At 57.9% G+C, this 18200-nt stretch carries 19 protein-coding genes, 1 tRNA gene and 1 pseudogene; 14 read left to right on the plus strand and 7 right to left on the minus strand.

Features of this window, described 5'->3' with window-relative positions; translation table 11 throughout:
• Positions 1-42: 42 nt before the first annotated feature.
• Positions 43-588, minus strand: coding sequence for a dTDP-4-dehydrorhamnose 3,5-epimerase (gene rfbC, locus HU724_RS02315; protein WP_186568571.1), 546 nt, complete (start codon positions 586-588; stop codon positions 43-45).
• Between the two features lie 161 nt (positions 589-749).
• Here rfbC and HU724_RS02320 point away from each other — a divergent pair, with 161 nt between their 5' ends.
• From HU724_RS02320 to HU724_RS02360, 9 genes are all read left to right on the plus strand, one after another.
• On the plus strand, positions 750-3662 hold the full coding sequence (locus HU724_RS02320) for an aminotransferase (RefSeq protein ID WP_186568572.1): 2913 nt from the start codon (positions 750-752) through the stop codon (positions 3660-3662).
• Positions 3663-3967: 305 nt separating this feature from the next.
• Complete coding sequence (aguB, locus tag HU724_RS02325) at positions 3968-4846, plus strand: N-carbamoylputrescine amidase (RefSeq protein WP_186568574.1); 879 nt, start codon at positions 3968-3970, stop codon at positions 4844-4846.
• A complete protein-coding gene (gene aguA / locus HU724_RS02330) occupies positions 4846-5952 on the plus strand; it encodes an agmatine deiminase (protein ID WP_186568576.1) in 1107 nt (368 codons plus the stop codon). Before aguB ends, aguA begins: the two co-directional genes overlap by 1 nt.
• A gap of 245 nt (positions 5953-6197) precedes the next feature.
• Positions 6198-6410 carry a hypothetical protein gene (locus tag HU724_RS02335; protein WP_016772156.1) on the plus strand — a complete coding sequence of 71 codons (213 nt, stop codon included), beginning with the start codon at positions 6198-6200 and terminating at the stop codon, positions 6408-6410.
• A 460-nt stretch (positions 6411-6870) separates the two neighbouring features.
• Positions 6871-8175: an OprD family porin gene (locus HU724_RS02340; RefSeq protein ID WP_122751817.1), complete on the plus strand. Its 1305-nt coding sequence runs from the start codon at positions 6871-6873 to the stop codon at positions 8173-8175.
• Positions 8176-8406: 231 nt separating this feature from the next.
• Entirely contained in the window at positions 8407-9153 is a 747-nt protein-coding gene (locus HU724_RS02345; RefSeq protein WP_186568577.1) for a 2OG-Fe dioxygenase family protein, read from the plus strand.
• A gap of 79 nt (positions 9154-9232) precedes the next feature.
• Positions 9233-9610, plus strand: a complete 378-nt coding sequence (locus HU724_RS02350; RefSeq protein WP_186568644.1) for a GNAT family N-acetyltransferase — start codon at positions 9233-9235, stop codon at positions 9608-9610.
• Positions 9607-10323, plus strand: a complete 717-nt coding sequence (locus HU724_RS02355) for an AzlC family ABC transporter permease (protein WP_016772152.1) — start codon at positions 9607-9609, stop codon at positions 10321-10323. The genes HU724_RS02350 and HU724_RS02355 overlap by 4 nt, the downstream gene beginning before the upstream one ends.
• Positions 10302-10619, plus strand: coding sequence for an AzlD domain-containing protein (locus tag HU724_RS02360; protein WP_024011198.1), 318 nt, complete (start codon positions 10302-10304; stop codon positions 10617-10619). The genes HU724_RS02355 and HU724_RS02360 overlap by 22 nt, the downstream gene beginning before the upstream one ends.
• On the opposite strand, the gene HU724_RS02365 is transcribed toward HU724_RS02360, so the two are convergent.
• Positions 10536-11462, minus strand: coding sequence for a LysR family transcriptional regulator (locus HU724_RS02365; RefSeq protein ID WP_016772151.1), 927 nt, complete (start codon positions 11460-11462; stop codon positions 10536-10538). The genes HU724_RS02360 and HU724_RS02365 overlap by 84 nt on opposite strands.
• Before the next feature lie 468 nt (positions 11463-11930).
• Between HU724_RS02365 and HU724_RS02370 the strand changes: the two genes are divergently transcribed.
• From HU724_RS02370 to HU724_RS02385, 4 genes are all read left to right on the plus strand, one after another.
• Positions 11931-12221, plus strand: a complete 291-nt coding sequence (locus HU724_RS02370) for a type II toxin-antitoxin system RelB/DinJ family antitoxin (protein ID WP_125917396.1) — start codon at positions 11931-11933, stop codon at positions 12219-12221.
• Positions 12187-12501 (plus strand): type II toxin-antitoxin system YafQ family toxin, encoded by a 315-nt coding sequence (locus HU724_RS02375; RefSeq protein ID WP_186568579.1) that lies wholly within the window; start codon positions 12187-12189, stop codon positions 12499-12501. The genes HU724_RS02370 and HU724_RS02375 overlap by 35 nt, the downstream gene beginning before the upstream one ends.
• Positions 12502-12638: 137 nt before the next feature.
• Positions 12639-13046, plus strand: coding sequence for an MbcA/ParS/Xre antitoxin family protein (locus tag HU724_RS02380; RefSeq protein ID WP_133337430.1), 408 nt, complete (start codon positions 12639-12641; stop codon positions 13044-13046).
• Positions 13043-13723, plus strand: a complete 681-nt coding sequence (locus HU724_RS02385; protein ID WP_186568581.1) for an RES family NAD+ phosphorylase — start codon at positions 13043-13045, stop codon at positions 13721-13723. Before HU724_RS02380 ends, HU724_RS02385 begins: the two co-directional genes overlap by 4 nt.
• Here the strand turns inward: HU724_RS02385 and HU724_RS02390 are convergent.
• Positions 13714-14532, minus strand: coding sequence for a WaaZ-like lipopolysaccharide core biosynthesis protein (locus tag HU724_RS02390; RefSeq protein ID WP_225927656.1), 819 nt, complete (start codon positions 14530-14532; stop codon positions 13714-13716). The two genes, HU724_RS02385 and HU724_RS02390, sit on opposite strands and share 10 nt — an antisense overlap.
• A gap of 255 nt (positions 14533-14787) precedes the next feature.
• Here HU724_RS02390 and HU724_RS02395 point away from each other — a divergent pair.
• Positions 14788-14967, plus strand: a pseudogene (locus tag HU724_RS02395) (helix-turn-helix domain-containing protein); the annotation flags it as partial.
• 73 nt (positions 14968-15040) lie between these two features.
• Here HU724_RS02395 and HU724_RS02400 read toward each other — a convergent pair.
• From HU724_RS02400 to HU724_RS02415, 4 genes are all read right to left on the minus strand, one after another.
• Positions 15041-15116, minus strand: a tRNA-Thr gene (locus HU724_RS02400).
• Between the two features lie 427 nt (positions 15117-15543).
• Positions 15544-16779 carry a methyltransferase gene (locus HU724_RS02405; RefSeq protein ID WP_186568583.1) on the minus strand — a complete coding sequence of 412 codons (1236 nt, stop codon included), beginning with the start codon at positions 16777-16779 and terminating at the stop codon, positions 15544-15546.
• Positions 16760-17449 carry an ABC transporter permease gene (locus HU724_RS02410; protein ID WP_056787188.1) on the minus strand — a complete coding sequence of 230 codons (690 nt, stop codon included), beginning with the start codon at positions 17447-17449 and terminating at the stop codon, positions 16760-16762. Before HU724_RS02410 ends, HU724_RS02405 begins: the two co-directional genes overlap by 20 nt.
• A complete protein-coding gene (locus HU724_RS02415; RefSeq protein ID WP_016772144.1) occupies positions 17446-18141 on the minus strand; it encodes an ABC transporter permease in 696 nt (231 codons plus the stop codon). The genes HU724_RS02410 and HU724_RS02415 overlap by 4 nt, the downstream gene beginning before the upstream one ends.
• Positions 18142-18200: the final 59 nt, after the last annotated feature.

Below are 18200 nucleotides of genomic sequence, written 5' to 3' on the forward strand. Positions count from 1 at the left end.
GTGCCGGATACGCCTGTAGGGACAGGCGCATTATGCCCGGCCTCAGGCGAAGACGTCAGCGTCCTTGAGCAGCGCAGCCGCCTGGTCCTTGGCCGACAGCTTCGGCGCTTCGTCCAGTTGCCAGTCGATGCCCAGCGCCGGGTCGTCCCAGCGAATGCTGCGCTCGGAGGACGGGTCGTAATAGTTGGTGGTCTTGTAGAGGAACTCGGCGAACTCGCTCAGCACCACGAAACCGTGAGCGAAACCTTCCGGTACCCATAGCTGACGATGGTTTTCCGCCGACAGGCGCACCGCCACCGATTTGCCGAAATGCGGCGAGCTGCGACGGATGTCTACCGCCACATCGAGCACTTCACCCACGGTCACGCGAACCAGTTTGCCCTGGGTGTTCTGCAACTGGTAATGCAGGCCACGCAGCACGCCTTTTTGCGAGCGCGAATGGTTGTCTTGCACGAATTGCGTTTCCAGACCGGTAGCGTCCTGAAACGCCTTGGCATTGAAACTCTCGTAGAAAAAACCGCGCTCGTCGCCGAACACCTTGGGTTCGATGATCAGAACACCGGGCAGATCGGTGGTGATGACATTCATGGGGATTTCCATTGATAGGTGTGAATGGCCGACATTCTTGCGCAAAGCGCTGCGGGGCGCGAGTGTTGGGTTTGAATTGGAGCGTTCATTGAAGTCGGGGGTTGCGTAACCGCCAAGGCAATGGCGATATAAGCGCCTAATAAAATTTCAGGGGTCGTTTCATGCCGCTCGCCACGTTGATTCATCGCGCCAGTTTGCCCGGTCCGCAGGTTTCAGAGGCGCAGGCGCTGCAATGGCTGGCCGAGCATTACGGGCTCAGCGGCACGTTGCAGGTGCTGGGCAGCCAGCAGGATCTGAATTATCGCGTCGACAGCGAGCGTGGACGCTTCGTGCTGAAAGTCTGTCGTGGCGATTACGCTCTTGTTGAGCTGCAAGCCCAGCACGCCGGGCTCAAATACTTGGCCGAGCATTCGGCGATCAAGGTGCCGCGCGTCATCGCAGCCAATAACGGTGCAGATCTGTTGTCGCTGCAAGCCAATGGCGAAACGGTGCATGTGCGGTTGCTGGAGTACATCGACGGCCAGCCGTTGACCGATTTCGATCATCTTGGCCAGGACGTGGTTGCCGGGTTTGGCCGACTCTGTGGCGAGATGGATCTGGCGCTGGCAGGCTTCGATCACCCGGGCCTTGAACGCACCTTGCAGTGGGACGCGCGTCACGCCAACGCTTTGATCAGTCATCTGTTGCCGGTGATCACCGACGCGCAGCAGCGTGCGGTGATCAGCGCTGCCGCCGAGCAGGCCGAGCGCCGTTTGCAGCCGCTGCTGGACAAGCTGCCGGTGCAGGCGATTCACATGGATATCACCGATGACAACGTCGTCTGGGCGCGCGACGCCCAGCGGCATTGGCAGTTGCAGGGTGTGATCGACTTCGGTGATCTGGTGCGCACCTGGCGTATCACCGATCTTTCGGTGACCTGTGCGGCTTTGCTGCATCACGCCGATGGCGATCCGTTTGTCATCCTGCCGGCGGTCCAGGCTTATCACGCGGTCAATCCGTTGCAGTACGCTGAGCTGCAAGCGCTGTGGCCATTGATCGTGGCGCGGGCGGCGGTGCTGGTGCTCAGTGGCGAGCAACAGGTGAGCATCGACCCCACCAATACGTATAGCCGCGACAATCTCGGTCACGAGTGGGAAATCTTTCGCGTCGCGACATCGGTGCCACAGGCGCTGATGGAAGCGGCGATTCTCAGCGCCGTGGACCAGACCGTGCCGAAGGTCGAAAAACTGGAATTTGCGCCATTGCTGCCCGGATTGGTCGGGCGTGAATTTGCGCTGATTGATCTTGGCGTGTTGAGCCCGCACTTCGAGGCGGGCAATTGGGAGCAGCCGGGCATTGATCAGCGCTTGCTGACAGAAGCCGCAGCGGTGCACGGGCTGGCGGCGACGCGTTATGGCCAGTACCGCTTGTCACGTACTCGGCCAGACAGTGCGACTGAGCCGGACACGTTCCCGTTGCATGTCGAATTGCGTGTGCCGGCTGGAGCCGAAGTGCAAGCACCGTTCGCCGGCGTTTTGAAGCAAGCGGCAAACGGTGCGCTGCAACTTGATGGCCCACAGTTCAGTGTTCGCCTGTGGGGCGTGACGCCCGTTCTGGAGCAGGGTGTGGCAGTGGATAGAGGCCAGAAAATCGGTGAAGTCACTGGGTTGCTGATTGTGCAGTTGTGCCGAGAAGCAGAGCTCGAGGCGCCGCTGTTCTGCACGCCGTCCCGTGCATCGGCGTGGCAGGCGTTGTGCCCGTCACCGGCGATGTTGCTCGGGCTGGCCTGCGACGCCGAGCCTGAGCTGGACGCCAAAACCCTGCTCGAACGCCGCGATGCCAGTTTTGCCCGCACGCAAAAACACTATTACGTTGACCCGCCGCGCATTGAACGCGGCTGGCGCAATCACCTGATCGACATGCACGGCCGATCCTATCTGGACATGCTCAATAACGTCGCCGTGCTCGGTCATGGTCACCCTCGAATGGCGGCGGTCGCGGCGCGGCAGTGGTCGTTGCTCAATACCAATTCGCGTTTCAACTACGCGGCGGTCGCCGAGTTTTCCGAGCGCTTGCTGAAGCTGGCGCCGGAAGGCATGGATCGCGTGTTCCTGGTGAACAGCGGCAGCGAGGCCAATGACCTGGCGATTCGCCTGGCCTGGGCGTTCAGCGGCGGGCGCGACATGATCAGTGTGCTTGAGGCGTATCACGGCTGGACGATCGGCGCCGATGCGGTATCGACGTCGATTGCCGACAACCCGAAGGCGCTGGAAAGTCGCCCGGACTGGGTGCACCCAGTGCCGGCGCCGAACACGTATCGCGGCGAATTCCGTGGCGCCGATTCGGCGCCGGATTACGTGCGCAGCGTCGAGCATCACCTGCAAAAACTGGCCGAGCAGAAGCGCCAACTGGCCGGTTTCATCTGCGAGCCGGTCTACGGCAATGCCGGGGGTATTTCTTTACCGCCGGGCTATTTGCCGCAGGTGTATGAAAAGGTCCGCGCGCAGGGCGGGGTGTGCATCGCTGACGAAGTGCAGGTCGGTTATGGGCGCATGGGCCATTTTTTCTGGGGCTTCGAAGAGCAGGGCGTGGTGCCGGACATCATCACCATGGCCAAAGGCATGGGTAACGGTCAGCCACTTGGCGCGGTGATCACTCGCCGGGAAATCGCCGAGGCGCTGGAGGCAGAGGGCTATTTCTTCTCGTCGGCGGGCGGCAGTCCGGTCAGTTGCCAGATTGGTATGGCGGTGCTCGATGTGATGGAGGAAGAAAAGCTCTGGGAAAACGCCCAGGTCGTCGGCGGCCACTTCAAGGCGCGCCTGGAAGCGTTGATCGATAAACATCCGCTGGTCGGCGCGGTACACGGCTCCGGTTTTTATCTGGGGCTGGAGCTGATCCGCAATCGGCAGACGCTGGAACCGGCAACTGCCGAGACTGCGTTGCTGTGTGATCGCTTGCGCGAGTTGGGGATCTTCATGCAGCCGACGGGCGATGACTTGAACATCCTCAAAATCAAGCCACCGATGGTGACGTCGCGCCAGAGCGTGGATTTCTTCGTCGAAATGCTGGATCGGGTGTTGAGCGAAGGCCTGTAAGCAAGGCGCATCCCCTGTGGGAGCGAGCCTGCTCGCGAAAGCTGTGTATCAGTCGCCACATGCGGTGACTGACACAGTGCATTCGCGAGCAGGCTCGATCCCACATTTGTTTTCGGTCTGAAGTCCGATTTGTATCGGTTTAATTGGTGTTCATACAGATAGATTCCTTCTTTACAGCTTTTAAAGCCGATATTTATCGGTTATAAAGTCGCCATTGCTCCGGCATGGTGATCTCTTGTCCGGTGCGCGCGTTTTCTTTTCGGTCGAATTCTTCGACCGTCAAAGCACTAGCCCGGAGATGATTCATGAGCCGTATCGTTACCGTCGCCGCCACGCAGATGGCCTGTTCATGGGACCTGGAAGCCAACCTCGAAACCGCTGAAAGACTGGTCCGCGAAGCCGCCGGCAAAGGCGCACAGATCATCCTCATCCAGGAACTGTTCGAGGCGCCGTACTTTTGCCAGAAGCCGAATCCGGATTACTTGCAACTGGCGACGACGGTTGAAGAGAACGTGGCCATCAAGCATTTCCAGAAAATTGCCAAAGAGCTGCAAGTAGTACTGCCGATCAGCTTCTACGAACTGGCCGGGCGTGCACGCTTCAACAGCATCGCGATCATCGACGCCGACGGCAGCAACCTCGGGATTTATCGCAAGAGCCACATCCCCGACGGCCCGGGCTATCACGAGAAGTATTACTTCAACCCGGGCGACACCGGCTTCAAGGTATGGAACACCCGTTACGCGAAAATTGGCGTTGGCATTTGCTGGGACCAGTGGTTTCCGGAAGCGGCGCGCAGCATGGCCCTGCAAGGGGCGGAAATTCTCTTTTATCCGACCGCGATCGGCAGCGAGCCGCACGACAAGACCATCTCTTCACGCGATCACTGGCAGCGAGTGCAGCAGGGCCATGCCGGCGCCAACCTGATGCCGCTGATTGCCAGCAACCGCATCGGCAATGAAGAGCAGGACGGCTACGACATCACCTTCTACGGCTCGTCGTTCATCGCCAACCAGTTCGGCGAAAAAGTGCAGGAGCTGAATAAAACCGAAGAAGGTATTCTTGTGCACACGTTCAACCTCGACGAGCTGGAACATGTTCGCAGCGCGTGGGGTTCATTCCGCGACCGCCGGCCGAATCTGTACGGCGCGTTGAAAACCCTCGACGGTTCCCTGGAGTCCTGATGACCACATTGAAAAGTACCCCACGCGCCGATGGCTTCTACATGCCGGCCGAGTGGGCGCCACAGACCCAGACCTGGATGGTCTGGCCCGAGCGCCCGGACAATTGGCGTCTGGGCGGCAAACCGGCGCAGGCCGCGCACGCCGCCGTGGCCAAAGCCATCGCCCGTTTCGAGCCGGTCACCGTTGCCGTCTCCGCCGGCCAATACGAAAACGCCCGCGCGCGCCTCGATGTGCCGAATATCCGCGTGGTGGAAATGTCCAGCGACGATGCCTGGGTTCGCGACAGCGGCCCGACCTTCGTCATCAACAACCGTGGCGAAGTGCGCGGTGTGAACTGGGATTTCAACGCCTGGGGTGGTTTCGATGGCGGCCTGTATGCACCGTGGAACCGTGATTCGCAGGTCGGCGGCAAGATCCTCGAGATCGAGCGCAGCCCGCGTTACCGCACCGAAGGTTTCGTGCTCGAAGGCGGTTCGATTCATGTCGACGGCGAAGGAACGCTGATCACCACCGAAGAATGCCTGCTCAACCGCAATCGCAACCCGCACCTGAGCCGCGAAGAAATCGAAGCCGTACTCAGCGACAACCTGTCTGTGGACAAGATCATCTGGTTGCCGGATGGCTTGTTCAACGATGAAACCGACGGCCATGTGGATAACTTCTGCTGCTACGTGCGTCCGGGCGAAGTGCTGCTTGCATGGACCGACGATCCGCAGGATCCGAACTACCCACGCTGCCAGGCCGCAATGAAAGTGCTGCAAAGCAGCACCGACGCCAAGGGCCGCCCGTTCACGGTGCACAAAATGCCGATTCCGGGGCCGCTCTATGCGACCGAAGAAGAGTGCGCCGGCGTCGATGCGGTGGACGGTTCGCAGGAGCGCAATCCTTCCGTGCGTCTGGCCGGTTCCTACGTGAACTTCCTGGTCGTCAACGGTGGCATCATCGCGCCGAGCTTCGACGACCCGATGGATGCCCCGGCCAGGGAAATCCTGCAGAAGCTGTTCCCGCAACACGAAGTAGTGATGGTGCCGGGCCGCGAACTGTTACTGGGTGGCGGCAATATTCACTGCCTTACCCAACAGCAGCCAGCGCCGCACAAAGAGTGAGTTGAGTCGTAACAGCTTGAGTTGATTAACAAATCAGCCAGGCAATGATTAGCTCGCTCAGCATCAAAGCAAGCCCGCGGCCCGTCAGGACCGCGGGCTTGTTTGTATCCGCCGGTCGACATTCGGGTCGCCTTGGCATAGCTCTTGTATTGCTCCTGATGCACTAGGGAGGGCGGGGAACTTCAACAGTTCTGTCACAAACCTTGGATAACGTAGCCGCTCACGAACGGGGAGAGAGCGCTGAAATGAACGCCGAAGTGAACGTAATCAGCGAGCGGACTGTGCATCCCATGGCCGTCAACGGCGAATCGCTCCAGCTTGTCGCGCACTGGTTGAAGTCCAATGGAACGCGTCAGATCAGACAACCTGATCCGCGCCGGATGATGATCGAGCGTTACCCCGCTGGCCTGTTCAGCGAGGCCGAGCTGGAAGCCTTGTGGGATGTGATGGAAGGATAAGAACAATAGGGATTGGTAAAAGCGCTGCCGGGATGGCGGCGCTTTTTTTGCCTGATTTTTATCCACAGGTATTCAAAGGTGGGAGCGAGCCTGCTCGCGAAGGCGTCAGCCCTGCCAATGACTTTGTTGACTGATCCAGCGCTTCGCGAGCAGGCTCGCTCCCACAGTTCAAACTCCCTGTTTAATCCGTTTTTTCTGCAACCGCCCAGCAAAAAAATCACGTTTCTTAGACGTTTTTCGCCTATTTAAAGACGATTCTTGAAATTGACACACTGTTCAGGGCGCGGCTACGATTCGGCCCAACGCCTGTGGCTAACCGCCATGACTCAAAATAAGGAGCAGGCCCGCCATGACGTTAACGTCGGCGGGCTTTTTTGTTTCGGGGTGAATACAAGAGTGCAGAAAGCGCCGTTTCAGCCGTTCGACACAGCGCGTTTCAACCCGTAATAAGGAAAACAAAATGTTGAACAAGCGAATCAGTCTGATCGCACTGGGGATGTTGAGTGCTACACAGGCCATGGCTAACGACCAGGCCGAATCCAAGGGTTTCGTTGAAGACAGCAGCCTGAAAGTACTGTTGCGCAACGCCTACATCAATCGTGATTACAAAGACGGTAACAAGGACAAGGCCGAATGGGGCCAAGCGGCCATCGGTACGTTCTCGTCGGGCTTCACCCAAGGCACCGTCGGTGTCGGCGTGGACGCTTTCGGTCTGTACGCATTGCGCCTCGACGGCGGCAAGGGCCGTAGCGGCGCCGGCGGCATCGATTTTTTCAGACAGGAAAATGACGGTCGTGCGAACCACGACATCGCCAAGGGCGGCGCAGCGGTCAAATTCCGTGTTTCCAACACCGTGTTGACCTATGGCGACCAGATGCCGGCCCTGCCGGTGCTGAGCTACGACAACGTGCGTCTGCTGCCGGAAAGCTATACCGGTACGTTGATCACTTCCCGTGAAATCCAAGGCCTGGAATTGAACGCCGGCCGTTTCACCGCCGAATCACGCAAAAGCGATGAGGGCCGTGACAGCGGCGGTCTGAAGTCGATCAACGTGTTGGGCGGCAGCTATCAGTTCACCGAACACTTCAAAGGCGCGCTCTATGCGTCCGACGTTGAAGACGTCTTGAAGAAACAGTACGTGAACGCCAACTACGTGATCCCGTTCAACAAGGATCAGTCCCTGACCCTGGATTTCAACGGCTATCGCACCAAGCTGGACAGCTCGTACGTACGCGAAAACACCGTACCGGGCGAAAGCATCGTCACCGGTCGCGACAACAAGATCTGGAGCCTGGCAGCCACTTTCGCCACTGGCCCGCACTCGTTCACCGTGGCGCATCAGCGTTCCACTGGCGACAGCAACCTGGGCTACGCCTATGGCGGCTATCAGAAAGACCAGGGTCGTGTCGGCGACGGCGGTAACTCCATCTACCTGGCCAACTCCTACTGGTCTGACTTCAACGCCGAAGACGAACGCAGCTGGCAGCTGGGTTATGGCCTGGACTTTGGTTCGTTCGGCGTTCCGGGTCTGAGCTACAACTTCGCTTACGTGCGCGGCGACAACATCACCACGTCCACCAGCGAAGGCGGCACCGAGCGCGAGATCTTCAACCAGTTCAAGTACGTCGTGCAAAGTGGCCCGGCCAAAGACCTGAGCGTGAAGTTGCGCAGTTCGATCCTGCGCGTGTCGCAGAAATCCAGCGAGTACAACGTCAGCGGTAACGAACTGCGTGTATTCGTGGACTATCCGATCAACATCTTCTGATGATCGATCCGCTGTAAGAAAAATGAGAAAACCCCGATTCGTTCGGGGTTTTTTTTCGGCGTTTTTTCAGCGTAAACCGCAAATAACCGGTGTTCTTGTCATGTAAAAGTCGTTTTTCAAGCGCTGCAGATTCCGTTTCAAGCAGTGCTTCATATGCCTGAAATTCTTTCTCATGGACGCAAATTCTCCACCCAATAGATTAGGGCGTTCAACGCAGCGGAGAATTTGGTAATGATCGTTTTGAACAGAGAAGTGGGCGAATCGCTACGGCGCGACAAGTTTGTCAACGTCCAGGGTGGTGACTTCAATCTCTACGGTCATTTTGCCGACTTCGTCAGACTGACCAAAAGTTGGGAAAACATGGAGCCTGACAGCTACTACGGTCAGGCCGAAGCCGGCATGCGCTACCGTCGTTACAGCGACTTTGAATACAACCCGAAAACCCGTGAACTCAAGCAACTTGAGCACCGCGCTTACGTGCAATCGAAAGAGAACAACGCTTACGTCGGTGGCGTGGTGCGGCATTTTCAGGACTTTTCCGAAGAAGTGATCTCTTCGCCGGTGATGCGCAGCCTGATCGACACCGATTTCGAAGTGTACAAAAGTGTCCTGCCGGAAGAGTTGCACGATGAAATCTGGCAGTGCCAGATCCATCAGATCCGCATCGAGATCAAACCCGGCAAGCAGCTGGAAATCACCCCTGAAGGCATTCATTGCGACGGCTATCCGTTCAGCGGCGTGCACTTCTGGGGGCGTAATAACGTCGAGGGTGCGGAGAGCCGTTTGTACGATACCCACAAGCAACAACTGGCGGCGACCACCTACGAGGAAATTCTCGACACCACCTACTTCCTCGATCGCGACATGCGCCACTACGTGACCCCGGCGCGCAATACTCACACCCATGCCATGGCGTACCGGCAGATTCTGGCGATTTCCTTCTCGCGGCCCGGGACCGCTTTCGACATTGTTCGCTAATCAGATCACCCCAATCGACGGCGTCGAATGCTCGACGCCGGTGGTACTGCGCCGCGCCACCGCCAAGGATGCGCAACGCATGGAGCGCTTCTTCCGCCAGTTCGACGAAGTGTCGTTCTGCGAATGGCAGGACGCCAAGTGCCTGCGCGGCGTGTTGATCCAGAAAACCACCACGGCGTATCTGGCTTTCGATGTGGATGGCGAGATCGTCGGCGCGGTGCTCGGCGGCATGCTCGGCAGTCGCGGCACGATCAACCATCTGGCCGTGAGCCCGCGTTACCGCAGCCAGGGCGTGGGCCAGCGTCTGGTCGAAGCAGCGTCGTCCGACATGAAACGGGTCGGGGTGCTGCGGATGTTTCTGTTCGTCGACGATGCTAACCTCGCGGGCAAGCGATTCTGGGCTGCCCAGGGTTTTTGCGAGCCTCACGGCGAACGAACATTTGAGAGGGATCTATGAATGAAAGGTCCGGCAGCGCGCCGCTGATGGCGACTCATCAGCCGTCGCGCACGTTTGCCGAAGCCAGCCCGGTGGTCGCCGGGTATTTCACCGTGTCGTTTGTCTTCGGGCTGATGGCGGTCAACGCCGGCCTGCCGATGTGGCTGCCGGTGGCGATGTGCTTGTTTGTCTATGCCGGCGCTTCGCAATTCGCCGCGCTGGCGCTGATCTCCAGCGGTGCGTCGCTGACCACCATTGTGCTGACCACGTTTCTGATCAATGCGCGGCACATGCTGATGTCGGTGTACATGGCCAAAGCCCTGCGTGCATTGGGCTTGAGCCGCATGGAGCGTTGGGCTTACGCCGGTGGCCTGACCGATGAATCCTTCGCCTTTCATAGCGTCAAGCTCGGCACGGGCGCACCGGTCAACGTGCGTTACCTGATTGGTTTCAATCTGTTCTGCCACACCTCGTGGGTGCTCGGCGGTTTGCTCGGTGCGGTCTGCGCGCAGTACGCGGCGCACTTGATCAAATATCAGCTCGATTACGCGCTGACGGCGATGATGCTCTACGTGCTGGTCTCGCTGTGCAACACGCGTAACAAATTGATTGCGGCCGCTGCTGCCGTGGTCTGCATGGGCGCGCTGAGCCTGATCGGCAGTTCGCCCTTCAACGTATTTATCGCCACGTTTGTGGGCTGCGGAGTGGGTGTATGCCTGACCAAACGTTCCTGATTCTGGTGGTGGTGCTGATGATGGCGGTGACCTTCCTGCCGCGCGCCTTGCCGCTGCAGATCAACACCGAACACTGGCCGCCGTTCGTGGCGCGCGCACTGGAATATCTGCCGGTGGCGATCGTCGCTGCGATCAGCCTCACGCCCCTGTTGATCAAGGACCGGCAAATTCAGCTCGATCGCCCGGAATTCTATGCCGCGATTCCGACGTTGCTATGTGCGTATTTCAGCAAAAACCTCTTTCTCAGTGTGGCGGTGGGGACGGCTGCGTACATTGCGCTCGGCTCGTTCATGTAGCGGCAGATCAACGACGTCGTTCAGCGCCTGGTGGGACAACTCCGGGTTGTTTACCGCCAGCCGGACTTCGAGGAAATCCTCGAAACCGGGAAAAATCGTCAGTCCGTTCTTCTGCGCCGCTTCACGCGAGACCATGCCGACCGCATCCATCTGCGTGATCAACGACAGCGTCAGGGTTTCGCTGCAGGAATAGACCATGCGCTGGCCGTTCTCGTGATTGCCCAGTCCGGCGTCGAGAAAGCGCAGAAAACTGTGGGAATATGGACAATCTTCCGCAGGACGCACCTGAAACTTGTTGCCCAGCAAGGTCAGCGGATCGTTTTCCTGACCGCAATGCGCACCGACCACCTGCACCTGCACATCCGGCAGGACGATGCTCGGCAGCCCCGGCCGCTGCGGGCCGATCAGCACGGCAAGGTCGAAATCTTCATTCTTCAGCTTGCTGAGGTTTTCCATCGACTCGGCGTAGCTGAACTCCATCTGATAATCGGGAAACACCTCGATCAGGCGTCCGATCATGCGTCGGTTGAAATCAGGCGACAGGGTGTTGTTCAACGCCACTTTCAACGTGCGCTGCCCGGGCACCTTCAGCGCCTCGACCTTTTCTTCCATCTGTCGCGTGGCGATCAACACTTTGTCGATGTAAGGCGTGAGCTCCGTGCCTTGCGGCGTCAGCGTCAGGCCCTTGTTGGAACGGCGAAACAAGCGGAAACCGAACTGCTCTTCGACCTTGTTCAACTGTGCGGCCAACGCCTGCACGGTCAGGCACGAATGCTCGGCTGCGGCCGACAACGAGCCGGTCTGCACGATGCGCATGAGGTTGCGTAAGGTTCTGCTATCCATGGGTAATGCCCTCTGAAGTGGGCTGGGTATTGTTGTGTACGAAACGACCGAAACGGCGCCATATGCCGGCTATATTCCTGCACCTGAGCATAGTTGTCGCGGATTTAGTAGCGAATTGATTTCCCCGCCGATGGCTGGAGGCTGACAGAGGATCGGGGTTTTTGGTGAAGTGGGGGTGATGAAGGTCAAAAAAGTGCGTGGTTTTGGTGCGCGGGGAGATTCTTTTCGAAGAGAAACAGCTTACATCTTCCTAGCTTTTTGCCTGCGTCATACGCAGATAGCTCTCGGGTAAAGTAACGATTTAGCTGATAGCGCCCAACAGTCAAAGGAGATGAAATGGATGTCTGGCATGCGAGCCATGGTGGTACATAACCACCTATCAACTTCGCGTTGACCGACGAAGATCACTCCGAACACAATGCAGAGGTAGCGCTGATGTAGCTACAAAACCACGATGAGGTAATTGAAATGGCTGCACTCCTGAAAACTACCGATGTGCGCTGCCGCATTGATGAGGATTTGAAAGCGCGTGCCACTGAAGTCTTGAACGCTTGCGGGCTGAGCATTAGTGACGCCATGCGACTTTTTCTGCGACAGGTTGTTGCTACTCAGGGGCTTCCCTTCGAAGTGCGAGTCCCATCGGAGAAGACGGCCCGCGCAATGATGGAAGCACGAGAAATCCGTCAGCGTTTCGACTCGATAGACGACATGCTGAGGAATGCTGATGGCGAAACAGGAGAAAACACAAAAACGCGCTGATCGACCTAAACAGTGTGCACAGACTTCTGAATTCAAGAAGTCTTGGGATCGTTATAACCGTGCCGGAAGGCGAGATATGAACGACGTTCGGAAGGTGATGGCAATGTTGTTCCTGGGGCAGCAGTTACCGGCAGAATATCTGGATCATGCGCTGACTGGAGATTGGTCTGGATTCCGCGAGTGTCATATCGGTGGCGATTTTCTGATGGTTTACGAGAACACACGTCCAGACCTGATCACGTTCGTGGATGTAGGGAGTCATTCAGAACTGTTTCAATAGCGCAGAAATACGTAAGTCGGCTTAACTCCGGCTTCTGTGCGTTTGATTGTTACGATTAGTTCGTTTATGTATCAAAATACTAAAAAATTACAGTTATGTACTAGTCTTCAGCTAAGACAAAAAATCAGGAGGCGTCTATGCCTACCTCATCCCCAGCTCTCACCCCACGCGAACAACTCGACGCCCCCGAAGCCGGCCGGGTTGCGCTGAAGTTCTTCTTCAGCCTCATGGAGCATTGGGGCTGTAGCGCCGAGCAACAACGCACCCTGCTCGGTGGAGTCGGCAACACCACATTCTATAAATACAAACACCTGCCAAACACACGCTTGCCCCATGACACCCTCGAGCGCATCTCTTATCTGATGGGCATTCACAAGGCGCTGAGCATCATCTTCAGCAATAGCCGCGAGCGCGCTTACAAGTGGGTCAGCAGCCCCAATACGGCGGCACCGTTCAATGGCAAAACCGCGCTGGACTACATGCTGGCGGGCCGGGTGGTCGATATCGCCGATGTACGCCGCTACCTCGACGGAGTGCGCGGTTGAAAGCGCCGGCGCCGGTGGATGTGCCATGGCCGCGGGCGTATCGCATCGTCAACAGCAGCTTCCCGCCGATTGCACTGTTCGAAGATGTCCTCGATCCGGAGGATCTTGAAGTTGCCTACGCCATCGAAGCGCTGACCAACGATCGCCTGATCGAACAGGCCGGCGTACTGGCCCGCGTACGTCCCGAAGATCGCCTGTCCGGCCCCGGTTCCAGCCCGGTGATGGCCGCGTTCACTCATGTCGGCAAACGCAGCCGTTTCAGTGACGGCACCTTCGGCGTCTATTACGCCGCCAGCAGCCAGGCGGCGGCGATCGCCGAAACCTGTTTTCACCAGGAACGTTTTCTTGCTGCGACTCAGGAAGCTGATCTTGAGTTGACCATGCGCACTTACGTCAATCGGGTGATCAAGCCGTTGCATGATGTTCGCCAAGGCTTCGAACATTTGCATCAGCCCGATCCGCAAGCCTATGGGCCATCGCAGGTATTTGCGCGACAGTTGCGCGATAGTGAATCGTGGGGCTTGCTCTATAACAGCGTGCGGTTGCCCGGGCATGAATGCGTTGCGGCGTTTCGGCCGCCGGCGGTATCGATTCCGAAGCAGGGCAAGCATTTGCGCTATGTCTGGAGTGCAAGTGAGGGCAGAATTTCGTTTGTATTCGAGATCAGTCAGGTCTGAATTATCGCTTTGACTTCGTCGAGCGTTGTGACGGGAATGACGCTGGATGGAATTCGCGAAGAGGGCGACAAGTTGTAAACGGCAAATTTACGGTCGATGACTTTGTTGGACATGAGTTTCAGAGATGGAAGAATTCTGGAATGAAAATGCTGATCCAGACCGCACGGCGAGATAGAGCTTCCATCAGTCTCGTAAAAGCGCCCGGCCGACTGGTTCATATCCGCTCCCACCAAAATCACCTTGGAAAAACCCGCGTGATAGGCAAGTTGGAGTGCGAGATACAAGACTGTGCGGGCATCAAAAAAACCATGGGCGAGGTTTTTGCTGAATCCGATACTGCGGTTTCGGCTTCCCAGAACAGCGCGATTCCGCACGAGATCCTTGTCGTTGCGCAGTAGCCATTCAGTAAGGGTCGGCTTGGGCGCTTTCTTCAGAAGATAGAGATCACCTGTCGGTTCAACGGCGAGTTCCTGGGCCTGGCGAGCCCAGAGAGCTACTCGCTGACTGGTGCGCATTGCATAGGCAAACAGTTCAGGCTGTTGTAGCGAAAAACTGGTGTCGGTGCATGCATAGAAGAACGGCTTTATGCCTGTTCCCGTGAACATGGATATCGCGCCGTTCACCGTGATCATCGGGATGTCGGCGAACTGTTCAATGGGAAAGTCCTTCGCGGAGTTGCCCGACGCGATAATGAATACAGCGCCTTGAGCAATGTTTCGACAGTCAGAAAAGTCCCTGATTTGCGAACGTGCGGAGCCATTTGGCGTTTCTGATGTTGAGTTCATCGATGGTCTCTTGGTCCATGTCATGCATTCAGTCCGTTGTGCTGACGTGATGAAGCGAGATGACTCTTCCACAGCGCCGCGCTTTGTAAGTGAGTGTTGCGCTCGGCGTTAGTTCCCAGTTGGCTGCTGGGCAGCCGATGCGTTGGCCAAGAACGCTCCAGTGGCTGGCGGGTTATCTGGATAGATGCAGGAGGGAAGTCGGGCATGTTTTCGGCAGGCCTGAAACGCAAAAAGCCCTCGCATCAACGAGGGCTTCATATGCAGGTTTACATCAATGGTTCTGAAGCGCGCGCCAAGGTGGGGGGTTCACAAAGTGCGTTCGCCAAACTGATCGGTGTAAGTCTGCGGACTTTGCAGGATGGGGAACAGGGGCGCAGGCAGCCGACGGGTGCAACGCAGACTCTCTTGCGGGTCGCAAGTCAGCATCCTGAGGCGTTGCGGGATTTGTATCCTGCCTGATCCCCATAGTTGACTTCTTGGCTGACTCAGAAATAACAAAGCCCCTGCATTTCTGCAGGGGCTTTATTTTGTATGGTGCCGGCACCAGGAGTCGAACCCGGGACCTACTGATTACAAGTCAGTTGCTCTACCAACTGAGCTATACCGGCGTGTGGGCGACGATTATAGCGATTGGGTAGATCCTGTAAACCCCTGAATTCAGACTATTTTTGCATTCCGGAAAAATCAGGCCCTGCGCAAATTAATGCGCAGCTTTTGTACCTCAAGCGCAGTAAGGCATTTATGCAGGGCGTACGGTTGAGTCTGGGCTTTCGGGACCCTGCAGTTATTCACTCGGCTAGCCCAATATTCGTCGGTTATGTCGTTTTGATTGGCAGCTTATGCACAACTGAGGGGCGCGAGGACTGCTTGGGCGAGGTTTTGTGAAGCCATTCTCATCTTGTTCGCAAATCCCTGTTTTACCGGTTTTTATTTATGTGAGCAAAAAATGACCAGTGCTGTTAAGGCGACGAAACATGCGCAGATATTGGATCCACGGAAAATCCATCAACAGAGTTATCCACAGGCTGTAGCGTTTTAAGCGCGTTCGGCGAGCAGCAGTAAGTTACGCGGCGTGAGGCAGGCGTCGCAAAAGGTGCCGAGGCGTACGACGTATCCCTGTTCTGCGAGGAAAAGTGCCCGATCCAGATTCAGCCAAAGCTCCAGCGGTCGTCGGAACAAACCGCGAAGCAATTCCAGGTTGCGCACTTCGGCCAACCGCTGCCAACCGGCGGCTTCGAGTGTCGACCAATCTAGCGGGCCGACTGTGGATAACTCTTTGAGCACAGCCAGATCGCGACAGTAATCAGCGAACGGTTTGTCCAGCCAGGCGCTGGGCAGGGAGGGCGTTGGCAGGTATTCATCGACGCCGCGCACTTGCCGTTGCAGCAGGTCGAAAGCCAGGCGACGAGCCATCGAGGTGTCGCGCTGACGTCGGACGCGCGCACCGGCGGTGACGGTTTCGCTCATCGGCAACGCCAGATCTTCCAGCGACAGGTGTAGGAGTGATACCGATCCTGCGCAGGACAAGGCCTGATATTCGTTACGACTGATGCGGTTGAAGCAGCAGGGCGCAATCGCCATTTGCTGGCAACCTGCGGCACTGGCCAGTTGCATCAAGCGCACATGCAGATCACCGCAGGCGTGGAGGGCGACGGGGGTGTGGGCGGCGTTCAATACGGCCGGGGCGTCTGCCGCGAGTACATCCTGTTCGACATGCAGGGCGTGCAAGTGATGACGCTGACTCAGTGACTGGCCGCTGGCGACCAAGAAAGGATCGTATTCAACGCAAGTCAATTGTTGCCCGTCACCCAACAGGCGCCGTCCCAGATGCCCTTTGCCGGAGCACCAGTCCAGCCAATGCGTCGGCTGCGAGGCAAAGGACAAGCGACCGGCAAACGCCTCGATCTGCTGCCACTTGCGCCCGGGCACATCGACATTCAAGCGATGCCCGGCAGCCTTAAACGCATGCCCCGGAAACTCACCGACCGCACTCAACTCTGCCGACAACTTCGCCAATGAAGCGAACGGCTCTGGCGCATCGACAAGATCAGCAGGATGGTTATGCGCGCGTTCTGCATCTTCCAGCGACCGCCCGCGTAGCCACGCAGACAGCTCCGGGTAGGACGCTTCCCATGGAAGTTGTAGGTGAGTGAACGGTCGAGGTTTCCACAGCGCCTGATGCTCAATCAAAAAAGCATCCAGCGCGGTGAAGCGGGCGAGTAGAGCCTCGCCCGTCAGCACGTGGGAAGTATCAGCGGCCTTGGCAGGCATCGACGCGCAGCCAGCGCTCCAGCAGCTTGAAGCCGCGTACCAGCACGTAAGCCATGACCAGATAGAACACGCCGGCGGCGAAGAAGATCTCCACCGGCAGATAAGTGCGGGCGATGATCGTGCGGGCCATGCCAGTCAGTTCCAGCAGGGTCACAGTGCTGGCCAGAGCACTGGCCTTGAGCATCAGGATCACCTCGTTGCTGTAGGCCGGCAGGCCGATGCGCGCGGCACGCGGCAGGATGATGTAGAACATCGCTTTCGGACGGGACATGCCCAGGGCTCTTGCGGCTTCGATTTCACCCGGTGGAATCGCCTGAATGGCGCCACGCAGAATCTCGGCGATATACGCGGCTGTGTGCAGGGTCATGGTCACCGTTGCACACCAGAACGGATCGCGCAGGTACGGCCACAAAGCGCTTTCACGCACGGCGTCGAACTGCGCCAGACCGTAATAGACCAGGAACAGCTGCACCAGCAGCGGTGTGCCACGGAAAAAGAAGATGTACGCATAAGGCAGCGAGCGCACGTACCACAGCTTCGAAGATCGGGCGATGCCCAGCGGAATCGCCAGCAGCAGACCGGCAATCACGGCGATGGCGACCAGTTCCAGCGTCAGGGTCGCGCCCTGCGCCAGTTTCGGCAGCCACTTGATAATGACTTCCCAGTTCATTGCGCGCTCCTCGCAAAGCCGCGAGCGGCGCGTTTTTCCAGCAAGTGCATGCCGGTCATCGCCAGCACCGTCAGGCCGAGGTACATGATGGCGGCGACCATATAGAAGGTGAACGGTTGTTTCGACACGGTCACACCAATCTGCGCGTGACGCATGATTTCCTCAAGACCGATCACTGAAACCAGCGCGGTGTCTTTCATCAGGATCATGAACAGATTGCCCAGGCCCGGCAGGGCGATGCGCCACATCTGCGGCATGATCAACCGGGTGAAGATCCGCCACTTCGACAGGCCCAGGGCCTGGCCCGCCTCACGGTGACCCTTGGGAATGGCAAGCAGGGCGCCACGGAACACTTCCGTGGCGTAGGCGCCGAAGCACAGGCCCAATGCGATCACACCGGCGGCAAATGCATTGAGTTGCAGGTCGGGGTTGCCGAAATACTCACCGAGGGCGCGCATCAGGTTGACCGTACCGAAGTAGATCAACAGCACCCAGAGCAATTCCGGGACGCCGCGCACCAGCGTCGAATAGGTGCCGCCAAGCCATTGCAGCGGCTTGTACGGGGAAGTCTTGGCCAAGGCGCCGAGCAGACCGAGCACCAGACCCAGGCACAGGGCGGTGAGGGCCAGTTGGACGGTCATCAGCGCGCCAGCGGCGAGCGCCGGGCCGAATCCGTAGAGGTCGATAATCATGGGTTTCTGTTCAAATTGCGGCAGGCAAAGTCGGGAGCCGGTGCCGCTTGATCACGGCG

The organism is Pseudomonas iranensis, assembly GCF_014268585.2.
GTDB lineage: Bacteria > Pseudomonadota > Gammaproteobacteria > Pseudomonadales > Pseudomonadaceae > Aquipseudomonas > Aquipseudomonas iranensis.